Raw genomic sequence first — 12,572 nt, 5'->3', positions numbered from 1 at the left:
TAGTGCAATTTTTGTCTTCTAATTCTTGCAGGATGAGCGAAGAATATGTTTAAAAAACTTCGTGGCATGTTTTCAAACGACCTATCGATTGATTTAGGTACAGCCAATACCCTTATTTATGTAAAAGGCCAAGGCATTGTTCTTGATGAGCCTTCAGTTGTAGCTATTCGCCAAGATCGTGCGGGTTCTGCAAAGAGTGTCGCTGCTGTTGGTCACGCTGCTAAGCAAATGCTTGGTCGTACGCCTGGTAACATCTCAGCGATCCGTCCAATGAAAGACGGTGTAATTGCCGACTTTTACGTAACGGAAAAAATGCTTCAGCACTTCATTAAACAAGTACATGACAACAGTGTGCTTAAACCAAGCCCTCGCGTTTTGGTTTGTGTTCCTTGTGGTTCTACGCAAGTAGAGCGTCGTGCTATCCGTGAATCAGCACTAGGTGCTGGTGCTCGTGAAGTTTACCTAATCGATGAGCCAATGGCTGCTGCGATCGGTGCTGGTCTACGTGTCTCTGAACCAACAGGTTCAATGGTTGTTGATATCGGTGGTGGTACTACTGAAGTTGCGGTTATCTCACTAAACGGTGTGGTTTACTCGTCTTCTGTTCGTATCGGCGGTGACCGTTTTGATGAAGCGATCATCAACTACGTTCGTCGTAACTACGGCAGCTTGATCGGTGAAGCGACAGCAGAGAAGATCAAACACGAAATCGGTTCAGCTTACCCTGGCGATGAAGTGGAAGAGATCGAAGTGCGTGGTCGTAACCTTGCTGAAGGTGTGCCTCGTAGCTTTAGCCTAAACTCAAACGAAATCCTTGAAGCACTTCAAGAGCCTCTATCTGGCATCGTATCTGCAGTAATGGTTGCGCTAGAACAGTGTCCGCCAGAGCTAGCTTCTGATATTTCAGAAAACGGTATGGTACTAACAGGTGGTGGTGCACTGCTTAAAGACCTTGATCGTCTGTTAACAGAAGAAACAGGTATCCCTGTTGTTGTTGCAGAAGAGCCATTAACGTGTGTTGCTCTAGGTGGCGGTAAAGCTCTAGAGATGATCGATATGCACGGCGGCGATCTGTTCAGCGAAGAATAATATCTAGTGTTAGGCTCTTTTATTATCTAGTTTTATGTAAAGAGCCTAGGACCTTGTCTATAGGATCAAATGTAGCTCTAGGACCAAATATAGAATGAAGCCAATTTTTGGTAGAGGTCCCTCTCTACAATTGCGCCTGTTTTTTGCTGTAATTTTATCAGCCAGCCTTATGCTGGCTGATAGTCGTTTAGATGCTTTCTCAAATGTTCGCTATCTATTAAACAGCATGGTTGCGCCTATTCAATATGCAGCCAACTTACCTCGCACTATGTTCGATGGTGTTTACGACCGTTTTAGCACTCGCAAAGGGTTAATTGAATCCAACCATAATATTAAACGAGAAGTCTTGCGTTTGAAGAGCGAGTTGATTCTGCTTGAACAATATCAAGAAGAAAACAAGCGTCTTCGTAAGCTGTTAGGATCTCCGTTTATCCGTGATGAGAAGAAAGTCGTCACAGAAGTTATGGCGGTAGACACTTCACCATATCGTCATCAAGTCGTGATCGATAAAGGTCAGATTGATGGGGTGTACGAAGGTCAACCGGTGATCAACGAGAAAGGCATTGTTGGCCAAGTCACTTTCGTCGCAGCTCACAACAGTCGTGTTTTACTACTCACCGATGCAAACAATGCGATTCCTGTGCAGGTTATTCGTAATGACATCCGTGTGATTGCTTCGGGCAATGGCATGATTGACGAGATCCAGCTAGAGCACATTCCAACCAGTACTGATATACAAGAAGAAGATCTGTTGGTGACATCGGGTCTTGGTGGAGTCTATCCAGAAGGTTACCCAGTCGCCTATGTTACTGCCGTTGATTACGACCCGAAACGAGAGTTCGCCGTTATCAAAGCAGAGCCTGTGGTTGAGTTCGACAAGCTCAGATACTTGCTGCTTGTATGGCCTGATGAAAATAAACAGATGCAAGCGGATCAATCCAGCATAGAACAAGCATTGTTAGAGGGTGAAGATGGCCAATAGCGTTTTAAGAAGCAAGGTCGTAATTGGCTGCTCATTTTTAGTAGCACTTATTCTGCAAACGATCCCTTGGCCTGGTAGCTTAGATCTATTTAGGCCATCTTGGTTGCTGTTGGTTACGTGTTACTGGGTTTTGGCTCTACCGCATCGTGTTAACGTAGGTAGTGCTTTGATTCTAGGCTTATTGTGGGACCTTTTGATCGGCTCTACTCTAGGTATTCGAGGTATGATGATGGCAATAGTGATGTACATTATTGCGATGAACTTCCTCGTTATTCGTAACATGGCGCTATGGCAGCAAGCGATGATCATTGCTGCGTTAACGGTGTTGTTTGAGGTATTGATCTTCTTTGGTGAATATTTGATCCAAGATGTCGTTTTCAACCCATTATCGCTATGGAGCGCATTGATAAACTGTATACTTTGGCCTTGGATGTTTTTATTAATGAGACGCGTGCGTCGTCATTGGCATGTGAGGTAGCGTGACGATGGAAAAGAAACATTTAGTTTTGGCATCCGGTTCACCACGCCGCAAAGAATTACTATCGCAACTCGGTTATGAGTTCTCTGTCCTTGTAACCGATGTTGAAGAGTGTAAACACGCTCAAGAAACCGCCGAAGAATATGTTAAGCGACTATCTTTAGATAAAGCCTTAGCGGCATTGTCTTTATTAAAAGATAACCCTTCTGAAAGGCAGCATGTCGTTCCTAGTTCTGATACTGTAGATAATGGCTCTGATATAGTCGTTCTTGGTTCTGACACAGTCGTCGTTAGCCAAGGGCAAGTGCTTGAGAAGCCCTCCGATTTTGCTGACTCTAAGCGTATGCTTACTCAGTTAGCGAATGAACGTCACCAAGTGATGACGGCGGTTTCTGTGGTTTCAGAAGAAAAACAAAGAACAGAAATCATTATTACCGACGTATGGTTTAAACCCCTCAGTGAAAAAGAAATAGAACAATACTGGCAAACAGGGGAGCCATGCGATAAAGCCGGTAGCTATGGGATCCAAGGTTTGGGCGGACGCTTTGTCACCCGAATCGAAGGTAGTTATTACGCCGTTGTCGGCTTACCTTTATTTGAAACGGACCAGCTACTGCAAGAATTCTTATAATTACTAATCTGAGGTGCACCATGAGTGCTGAATTGTTGCTGAACGTGACCCCGAGTGAAACTCGTGTGGCCATGATTGAAGGGGGGGCTCTTCAAGAGATCCATGTCGAACGAGATGCTCGACGCGGTATCGTAGGAAATATCTATAAAGGACGTGTAAGCCGTGTTCTTCCGGGAATGCAGGCGGCTTTTGTGGATATAGGCCTTGAGAAAGCAGCTTTTTTACACGCCTCTGATATTGTTCCACACACTGAATGTGTCGCTGAAAATGAAAAGAAGCAGTTTCAGGTTCGTGATATTTCAGAGCTTGTTCGTCAAGGGCAAGACATTGTGGTGCAAGTGGTCAAAGACCCTCTTGGTACTAAAGGTGCCCGCTTAACCACTGATATCACTCTACCGTCTCGTTATCTGGTATTTATGCCGGGAGCAAGTCATGTTGGTGTATCTCAACGTATCGATAGCGAGTCTGAACGCAACCGTCTTAAAAAAGTTGTGTCTCGTTACTGTGACGAACACGGTGGCTTCATCATCCGTACCGCAGCAGAAGGTGCAGACTCAAATGAGTTGGCACAAGATGCCGCCTTCTTAAAGCGACTGTGGCTAAAAGTATTAGAGCGTCGTGGAAAACACAAAGCTCGTACTCGTTTGTATGGTGAGCTTTGCTTAAGCCAACGTATCTTACGCGACTTCGTCGGTACTGAACTGAGCAAGATTCAGGTCGATTCTCGCCTAGAATATGAAAACCTTAAAGAGTTTACCTCTGAATACGTGCCAGAACTGACAGACAAGCTTGAGCTGTATGAAGGTGATAAGCCTATCTTTGATATGTACGATACCGAGAACGAAATTCAGCGTTCATTGGATCGTAAAGTTGAATTAAAGTCTGGTGGATATCTGATTATCGACCAAACTGAAGCGATGACCACGGTTGATATCAACACTGGCGCGTTTGTTGGTCGCCGTAATTTAGAAGAGACGATTTTCAACACCAACGTAGAAGCAACTCAGGCGATTGCTCGCCAGCTGCGTTTGCGTAACCTCGGTGGCATCATCATTATCGACTTTATTGATATGTTGTCAGAGGAACATCGTAAGCGAGTACTAACTTCTTTAGAGGCTGCGCTCGACAAAGACCGTGTGAAAACCAATATTAATGGCTTCACGCAGCTTGGTTTGGTTGAGATGACTCGTAAACGTACTCGTGAAAGTATTGAGCATATCCTGTGTTCTAGCTGTCCTGCTTGTGAAGGTCGCGGCAGTGTGAAGACAGTTGAAACCGTTTGTTATGAAATTCTTCGAGAGATCACGCGAGTGAATCGCGCGTACGACGCCGATAAATTTGTGGTCTATGCGGCAGCTGCCGTGGCTGAGGCGTTAGAGGGCGATGAATCTCATGCGCTTGCCGAGCTTGAAGTGTTTATTGGTAAGCAAGTTAAAATTCAGGCTGAGCCTCTGTACATACAAGAGCAGTTTGATGTTGTTATGATGTAATGGAAATTTTGTGAGCTCAAGCGTTACTCTGATTCTACGTGCATGTTTATGGTTAGTGGTTACTCTCTTGGTAACACTAGCCATTGCCGTAACTACACTGCGTGTAGCCTTACCCAATTTAAATAAGTATCAATCTGAAATTGAGCTTTGGGTAAACCAACATTCCGGTTTTGAGTTTTCTATTCAAGACGTGGGCGGTTTTTGGCGTAACACTCACCCTTCTATTGCTCTACAAGGCGTTAAAGCTAGCCTCCCCAATGCAGAAGATGTGACCTTCTCTGTTGAGCGTGTTGAAGTCGAGTTTGACTTGATTCAATCGCTCGTGCAGATGCGCCCGGTTGTGGCAGATCTAGTCATGAATCAAATGTATCTTGATATCCGCTCTATTGATCTGTTTGCCGGACAAAATGGCAAAGACGAACCTAAAGATCCTGGATCTTCCAAGCGAGTGATACAAGAGCTCGATAATTTACTGCTGAAAACTTTGGTGGATGTGACCGCTAAAGATTCCTCTCTTTTATATCGAACTATTTCTGACGAAGAACGTCAGCTTGATATCGAAACTCTGAAATGGCAAAACTCTGGTAAGCATCACCTTGCGGAAGGCGTGGTGAGTATCAAAGATGCCAATCTAAACTCTTTGTCAGTGAGCGCTAACTTTGTTGATGGCGGCTCGTTAACGGATATGACGGGTGAGTTTTATGTCAGTGCGGACAGCATTTCGGTTAAGCCTTGGTTAACTCGTTATATGCAGGCGGAATCCGGCATTGAGACGGGCACTGTGAGCTTGAATAGCTGGCTAACACTGCGTAATAGCAAACCTGTGAGCGCTTATGTTGAAGTTCTACCTTCAGAATTGACGTGGAACGAAGATGGCAAGCATGACCTGATGCTTGAGTCTGGTATCTTTAAGTTGTCTCCGGTTGATGATGGTTGGCAGGTAAATGGCCACTCACTAAATCTTAGAACAGACGACACACCTTGGCCTGAACTCGACGTTGCGTTTAAGTGGAACCAAGGTCCCTGGGAGCTCAATGTCTCTGAATTAAACATTGAGACAATTACGCCGTTGATTAAGCTGCTGCCTGACTCTGAACAATCAACCAAAATGATCAACGTATTGGCGCCGGGTGGTTCTGTTTCTGATATTCGCGTATCTATGGGGGCAGACATTGAGAGCCTGCGTTACTCTGCCAGTTTTTCTGAGCTGGCGATTGAGCAGTGGGAGTTAGTCCCTGGCTTTAGTCAAGTATCAGGTAGTGTGTTTGGTTCGGCTTCGGAAGCGAAAGCCAGCCTTCACGTTATTGACGATGTGTTTCCTTATGGCGATGTTTTCCAAGCGCCTCTGAATATCAAACAAGGTCAGGTTGATATTGTTTGGCAGCAAGATGAAAACGGCTGGAAACTGTGGTCGGACAAAATCACAGCTGCCACACCCGATTTACAAGTACTAGGCGCATTCCGTTTAGACTTCCCAAAAGATGCGAGCCCGTTCTTATCTTTCTATGGCGAAGCGGACGCTTACAATGTCGGTGAAACATGGCGTTACTTACCTACGCTGGCTCTTGGGCAAGATCTAACAGACTACCTTTCAACTGCGATTCAAGCCGGTAAAGCGGATACCGTAAAACTGTTGTGGCATGGTGATTTGTCTCAATACCCATACACTAACCACGATGGTATTTTTCAGGTTTGGGTTGGCTTAGAAGACGCGAAATTCAGCTTTGATACAGCGTGGCCATTGATTACTGACCTTCAACTTGATCTGTTGTTTGAAAATGATGCGATGCATCTGGATTCTCGTTCAGCTCAATTGATGGATGTGACGGCCGACCGAATCACTGGACGTATTCCTTACTTAGGGGAAGGCGGCCACATTGAGATTGAAGCTAAAGCAACGGCGTCAGGCAATGCAGTGCGCGATTACATGACGTCTTCGCCACTGGTGGGTTCAGTAGGCGCAGCGTTAACCGCACTTCAAGTGAGTGGTGATGTCTCTTCCGAGTTCCAGCTCAATATCCCGTTTGATTCTGAAAAAGAAGCAAGAGCATGGGGTTATGCAGACCTTAGTGGCAACCATGTTGAGATTGAAGCGCCGCCAATGGTGCTTGAGAACACCACGGGACGTATCGAGTTTGATAATGATGTAGTGACGGCAAATGGCCTTGCCGCTGATTTACTTAAGCAAGGTATATCACTCGACTTTAAAGGTCAGAATGATGGCCCTGGCTATGCTGTTGATATCGATGTGTTGGGTGATTGGGATGTTAAGCCTCTAGAACCTTACATTGGTGAGCAGTGGTTAAGTCGCTTGTCAGGCCATGCGCAATGGCAGAGCCAGATTGATATCCAACTTAATGATATCGGATTTACTTACCAACTTGATTTACAGTCTGATCTTAAATATTTGGCGAGCGATTACCCGTATCCACTGGCGAAAAAATCACTAGAAAGTGGCTCTGCAAGGCTACAAGCATCGGGCAATCAAGAAGCGATTACCGCGCGTCTGCAATTGCCGAACACTAAGTACCAAGCTGAGATTGATATTACAGGTGACGTTCCTGAGTTAACGGCGACTAATTTAGTTCTGGGCCGTGGTGGCTACAAAATTAGTCCTGTTGTTGGTCATCATGCGTTGATTCGTACTGACAAATTCAATGCTGATGATTGGTTATCGGTTGTAATGGAACCAGTGCAGCCATCTAATGCTGTGCTTAGCCAAATGAACACGCCAACCATTCCAGCACCAAGCCGTATTACCTTTGAGAGTAAAGAGCTGATCTTGGGGGGGATATCTTGGAATGATGTCGATTTTAGCGCCCGCAAGAACAAGCAAGCGTGGCAAATGGAAGTCTCTAGCCAAGAGCTCGAAGGGGATATTAATTATCTGCCACCTTACGATTTGACCGTTTCACTGGATCGTCTACATCTGTTCGTTCCTGAATGGAGCGACAAGAAAAATCAAGAACAACTGTTGCAACGTAAAGCACAAGCAGCGCCATTGATCTCTGAGCTAGATAGGAAGATCCACGATGTGATGCCGAACCTGAAGCTGACCCTGAACGATTTTTGGCTGCAAGGCTATAAGGTTGGCAAGGTCGATGTTGAAATGACTAGGAACGCAGATCGCATTGAGTGGAACAAGATTCAGGTTCGAAGCGGCGGTAACAAAGCGGATGTTAGCGGCTGGTGGGAATTGCAAGGTGACAAGAGTCATTCATCTCTAGCCGTTGACGTTGAGGGTGAAAACAACAGTGAGTTAATGGAGCGCTTCGGCATTACTTCTGGGATTCAAAAAGCGCCATTCGCGCTGGAAGGTCAACTGAACTGGGATGGTTCGCCTTGGGGGATCAAAATGGACACCCTTGATGGCAACGTTAAAACCAAGTTTGGTAAAGGTATTATCTCGGATGTGAGCGGTGCGGCTCGCTTACTTGGTCTGTTTAGCCTAGATTCGATCATCCGTAAGATGCAGCTAGATTTCTCAGATGTGTTTGATAAAGGCATGGCATTCAACAGCATCACAGGAACGGGTGAGATTCAAAATGGCATCTTCCTGACTAACGACCTCAATATGGATGCGGTGGCTGGTGAAATGAAGATCAAAGGTATCGCTAACCTCAACACACGACAGGTTGATGCTGAGGTGAACTTTACCCCAGATATTACCTCAGGTATTCCAGTCTTAACGGCCTTTGCGGTAACTCCTCAAACGGCGCTGTACGTATTGGCGGTGACCACGGTTATTTCACCTGTCGTTGAAGTCTTTACCCAAGTGAACTACTCGGTTAAAGGGCCGCTGGATTCACCAACGGTGAGTGAGCTTTCTCGTAGCTCTGGTGAATTCCAGCTTCCAGAGAAACTCCGAAAATTGGCTGAATAGTTGTTAGACACTCGTGGGTTAATATACGACTAAAATTAAAATTCTGAATCATAATAAATGGAGAAGCGGTACACATGGATTGTGTTGGATTGATTCAAATGACTTCAGGCCCTGATCCTGAAAGCAATCTCGATTATCTCGCTCAAGAGATAGTAAAGTGCAAAGAGCTAGGCGCTAAGTGGGTCGTGTGCCCTGAAAACGCATTAGTTTTTGGCAGTAAAGCTGACTATCACCACTATGCTGAGCCTTTAAATGATGGCCCTTTGCAAAAGAAAATTTCTGAGTTAGCAAAGCTTCACCGAATTTGGATCGTTATTGGTAGTATGCCGATAAGCACAGCTAAAGGTGTGACTACCACAACCTTGGTGATTGATGATTTTGGTGGTTTAGCCGCTCATTACGATAAGCTGCATATGTTTGATGTGGATGTCGCCGATGCGCATAAGTGTTATCGAGAGTCGGATATTTTCACACCAGGTGACCGAGTTGTGACAACGGAAACGCCTTTTGGTCGCTTAGGTTTGAGTATTTGTTATGATGTGCGCTTTCCTCACTTGTATTCAGAGTTACGTAAGCAAGGTGCACAAATCATGGTTGTACCGGCAGCGTTCACCGCTGTAACCGGTCAAGCGCACTGGGAAGCACTGTTAAGATGCCGCGCTATTGAAACGCAATCGTGGATTGTCGCGGTGGGGCAAGGTGGTAAGCACCCTTGCCAAAGAGAGACATGGGGACACTCTATGGTGGTTGATCCCTGGGGGCGAGTAGTCGCACAGTTAGACCAAGACCCTAAAAGTATGGTGGTTGAGATAGACATATCCAGTTGCGAGTCAATTAGGCAAAATATGCCAATCACGCAACACACTCGATTCACCAATCAATTTTAATTACAAACAAGAGCCATCTATGAGCATTAATCAAATTGAAGAAGCGCTACTGAACCCGACAGGGCTTACGGAGCAAAATATCGCAGATACATTGGCGAGCATTGCTACCCGCCAAATTGATTATGCTGATATCTACTTTCAGTCAAGCTGGCACGAATCTTTGGTGCTAGAAGACAGCATTATTAAAGACGGCTCTTTCAATATCGATTGCGGTGTTGGCGTTCGTGCAGTATCTGGTGAAAAGACCGGTTTTGCTTACTCTGACCAAATCCAACTGGATGGTCTTAAGCAGAGCGCAATTGCGGCTCGTGGTATTGCTAAACAAGGTCAAAACGGCAAGGTTCAAGCGTTCAAACGCAACTCTAACCAAGCTTATTATGATGCAGTTAACCCGCTAGCGAGCTGGGAAAAACAACAGAAAACAGAATTACTAAAATCATTAGATGCTTACATCCGCACTAAAGAGCCGATGGTGACTGAAGTATCGGTGAGTTTAAGTGGTGTGCATGAGCAGATGTTAGTTGCAGCGACAGATGGGACTTACGCTGGCGATATTCGTCCGCTGGTTCGCCTGTCTATTAGCGTACTTGCACAGAAGGGTGATCGTCGTGAGCGTGGTAGTGCTGGTGGTGGTGGCCGTTTTGGTTATGACTTCTTCTTAAGTGATGACAAAGGCACTCAAGTAGCTTATCAATTTGCTGATGAAGCGATTCGCCAAGCATTAGTTAACCTTGAAGCTGTGGCTGCGCCTGCTGGTGCAATGCCTGTGGTTCTTGGTTCTGGTTGGCCGGGCGTTCTGCTGCATGAAGCGGTAGGCCATGGTTTAGAAGGCGATTTCAACCGTAAAGAGTCATCAGTCTTCTCTGGCAAAGTTGGCGAACAAGTGACCTCAAGCCTATGTACGATCGTCGATGACGGCACATTAACGGATCTACGCGGTTCATTGAACGTCGATGATGAAGGTGTTAACGGTCAGTACAACACGTTAATCGAAAACGGCATCTTGAAAGGTTACATGCAAGACAAGCTGAATGCGCGTCTAATGGGTGTAGCACCGACAGGTAACGGTCGTCGTGAGTCTTACGCGCATCTTCCTATGCCGCGCATGACGAACACTTACATGCTACCGGGTGAGCACACGCCAGAAGAGATCATCGCGACGGTTGAGAAAGGTATCTACGCACCGAACTTCGGTGGCGGCCAGGTTGATATTACTTCAGGTAAGTTTGTATTTTCAGCTTCTGAAGCGTACATGATTGAAAACGGTAAGATCACTCACCCAGTGAAGGGCGCAACGCTAATCGGTTCTGGTATCGAGGCAATGCAGCAGGTGTCTATGGTCGGTAACGACCTGAGCATCGACCGCGGTGTTGGTGTGTGTGGTAAGGCTGGTCAAAGTGTACCAGTGGGTGTTGGTCAACCAACATTGAAACTAGACTCGCTAACCGTTGGTGGTACTGAGTAATTCAGACTAACCTCTGCCGACTTACTTCAAAATATTAAATTGAAAAGCGCCTCCAATGTGAGGCGCTTTTTATTTTTAGATTACTGATTCAGTGAGCGTATAGAGTCACTACATGTTCTCTTCCGCAAACTCAGCCAGTCGGCTACGCACCACACCATTGAGGTGGATGTTGGCACTGCCTTCGAAGTTTTTAAAACGCTCGACCATGTAGGTTAAGCCTGAAGTCACAGGGGTTAGGTAGGAAGAATCTATCTGCGCGAGGTTTCCTGAGCAGACGATCTTAGTACCCTCACCACAACGGGTGATGATGGTTTTGATCTGTGAAGCGGTCAGGTTCTGACACTCATCCAAAAGCACAAAGGCATTCTGAATCGAGCGGCCACGCATGAAGTTGATTGATTTGAACTGGATATTGGCTTTGTCACAGATGTACTTCATCGAGCCTTCTGTGCAGTGGTCGTTCTTGTGCAGCGCTTCCAGTGTATCGGTCACTGCGGCTAACCAAGGCAACATTTTCTCTTCCTCTGTACCCGGAAGGAAACCTATCGATTCACCAATATCAGGGGTGTTTCGGGTTACGATGATCTTATCGAACTGTTTGCGCTCAATGGTTTGTTCAAGTGCAGCGGCCATGGCTAGCAGTGTCTTACCACTACCTGCGGCGCCGGTGAGAATTACAAGATCAATATCAGGGTCGAGCAGCGCATCTATCGCCATACCTTGATAGACGTTTTTGGGTGTGATGTCCCATGCCCTGCGATTCATTAGCCTTTCACGACTGAGGTCTCTCAGTGTGATGCTTTCTGGCTCAATCTCTTCGACTCGAGCGGCAAAATCACTCTCTTCGTCAATCACATATTGGTTGAGGAAGGTAGGTTCGAAAGGTTCTCTTGCTAAGGTGTGCAGCGTTTTACCACCTAAACTTCTGCTCTCGACATTGTCGATACCATCCCAAAATGAACCTTCCAGCTGCTGAAAGCCTTTGGTGAGGTATTGGATATCATCAATCAGTTGGTCGGTTTGATAGTCTTCAACGAAACGGACACCAGCGCCTTTTGCTCGCAAACGCATATTGATGTCTTTGGTGATAAGAACCACTTCGCGTGGTGCGCGTTTATTTTGAAGATAGAGGACAGCGTTGAGGATTCGGTTATCGCCCGCCTTGTCATCGGCAAAGGCTTTGATGCTTTCTTGAAGTTCGTAATCTGCGAGTATTGAAATACTGCCAGATGCATTTATGTCTTTAGAAAAGGGGATGCCTTCCGATATTTGGTCTGGTGTGGCTTCCCTGAACAGGTCTTCGAGCGTTCGAATCGCAATTCTCGCGTCTCGAGCAACGTCTCTTTTACTGTCTTTGATTCTGTCGAGTTCTTCTAGCACTGTCATGGGGATAACGACATCGTGCTCTTGGAAAGAAAATATAGCGAAGGGTTCGTGAAGTAGGATATTGGTGTCTAAAACAAATAGCTTCCGGTTGGTCTCGCCCATAGCATCTCCTTGCCGACGTGCGGCTTGCCTTGCATTCATTGAACGTAGATAAAGCTCATATAAAGATTAGTATCTGACTCTGGTGATAGTCAACTACTCACCTAAACTTCATCTAGAGGAACAACGCCATATCGTTACGAGTGAATATCGCGTGTTCGTTTGAGAGCAGCAATCTGCTA

9 protein-coding genes are annotated in these 12,572 nt (G+C 45.9%); 8 read left to right on the top strand and 1 reads right to left on the bottom strand.

Annotated elements, in window-relative coordinates; genetic code table 11:
• Nucleotides 1-45: 45 nt before the first annotated feature.
• The 8 genes from ATB74_RS15615 to tldD all read left to right on the top strand — a co-directional run bounded on the left by ATB74_RS15615 (nucleotide 46) and on the right by tldD (nucleotide 10,905).
• Nucleotides 46-1,089 (top strand): rod shape-determining protein, encoded by a 1,044-nt coding sequence (locus ATB74_RS15615; protein WP_017062957.1) that lies wholly within the window; start codon nucleotides 46-48, stop codon nucleotides 1,087-1,089.
• A gap of 94 nt (nucleotides 1,090-1,183) precedes the next feature.
• Nucleotides 1,184-2,071, top strand: a complete 888-nt coding sequence (gene mreC / locus ATB74_RS15610) for a rod shape-determining protein MreC (RefSeq protein ID WP_004735927.1) — start codon at nucleotides 1,184-1,186, stop codon at nucleotides 2,069-2,071.
• Nucleotides 2,061-2,549 carry a rod shape-determining protein MreD gene (gene mreD / locus ATB74_RS15605; RefSeq protein ID WP_004735926.1) on the top strand — a complete coding sequence of 163 codons (489 nt, stop codon included), beginning with the start codon at nucleotides 2,061-2,063 and terminating at the stop codon, nucleotides 2,547-2,549. The genes mreC and mreD overlap by 11 nt, the downstream gene beginning before the upstream one ends.
• A gap of 7 nt (nucleotides 2,550-2,556) precedes the next feature.
• On the top strand, nucleotides 2,557-3,180 hold the full coding sequence (locus ATB74_RS15600) for a Maf family protein (protein WP_061019103.1): 624 nt from the start codon (nucleotides 2,557-2,559) through the stop codon (nucleotides 3,178-3,180).
• 20 nt (nucleotides 3,181-3,200) lie between these two features.
• Nucleotides 3,201-4,670, top strand: coding sequence for a ribonuclease G (rng, locus tag ATB74_RS15595; protein ID WP_017061363.1), 1,470 nt, complete (start codon nucleotides 3,201-3,203; stop codon nucleotides 4,668-4,670).
• 10 nt (nucleotides 4,671-4,680) lie between these two features.
• Entirely contained in the window at nucleotides 4,681-8,553 is a 3,873-nt protein-coding gene (locus ATB74_RS15590; protein WP_061019102.1) for a YhdP family protein, read from the top strand.
• A gap of 74 nt (nucleotides 8,554-8,627) precedes the next feature.
• The gene (locus ATB74_RS15585) at nucleotides 8,628-9,440 is read left to right on the top strand and encodes a carbon-nitrogen hydrolase family protein (protein WP_061019101.1); all 813 of its coding nucleotides are present in this window, start codon (nucleotides 8,628-8,630) and stop codon (nucleotides 9,438-9,440) included.
• 19 nt (nucleotides 9,441-9,459) lie between these two features.
• Nucleotides 9,460-10,905 carry a metalloprotease TldD gene (gene tldD, locus ATB74_RS15580; protein WP_017061366.1) on the top strand — a complete coding sequence of 482 codons (1,446 nt, stop codon included), beginning with the start codon at nucleotides 9,460-9,462 and terminating at the stop codon, nucleotides 10,903-10,905.
• Nucleotides 10,906-11,013: 108 nt separating this feature from the next.
• Here the strand turns inward: tldD and ATB74_RS15575 are convergent, their stop codons facing one another.
• A complete protein-coding gene (locus tag ATB74_RS15575) occupies nucleotides 11,014-12,393 on the bottom strand; it encodes a PhoH family protein (protein ID WP_061019100.1) in 1,380 nt (459 codons plus the stop codon).
• Between the last annotated feature and the right edge of the window lie 179 nt (nucleotides 12,394-12,572).

The organism is Vibrio splendidus, from assembly GCF_001557875.1.
In the GTDB taxonomy this organism is placed as follows: domain Bacteria; phylum Pseudomonadota; class Gammaproteobacteria; order Enterobacterales; family Vibrionaceae; genus Vibrio; species Vibrio splendidus_F.
This window is presented reverse-complemented; position numbering and strand designations above follow the sequence as displayed.

Excerpts from the sequence above, each read along its gene's own strand:
- ATB74_RS15615 (WP_017062957.1), top strand. The coding sequence starts at position 46 with ATGTTTAAAAAACTTCGTGGCATGTTTTCAAACGACCTATCGATTGAT.
- mreC (WP_004735927.1), top strand. The coding sequence starts at position 1,184 with ATGAAGCCAATTTTTGGTAGAGGTCCCTCTCTACAATTGCGCCTGTTT.
- mreD (WP_004735926.1), top strand. The coding sequence starts at position 2,061 with ATGGCCAATAGCGTTTTAAGAAGCAAGGTCGTAATTGGCTGCTCATTT.
- ATB74_RS15600 (WP_061019103.1), top strand. The coding sequence starts at position 2,557 with ATGGAAAAGAAACATTTAGTTTTGGCATCCGGTTCACCACGCCGCAAA.
- rng (WP_017061363.1), top strand. The coding sequence starts at position 3,201 with ATGAGTGCTGAATTGTTGCTGAACGTGACCCCGAGTGAAACTCGTGTG.
- ATB74_RS15585 (WP_061019101.1), top strand. The coding sequence starts at position 8,628 with ATGGATTGTGTTGGATTGATTCAAATGACTTCAGGCCCTGATCCTGAA.
- tldD (WP_017061366.1), top strand. The coding sequence starts at position 9,460 with ATGAGCATTAATCAAATTGAAGAAGCGCTACTGAACCCGACAGGGCTT.
- ATB74_RS15575 (WP_061019100.1), bottom strand. The coding sequence starts at position 12,393 with ATGGGCGAGACCAACCGGAAGCTATTTGTTTTAGACACCAATATCCTA.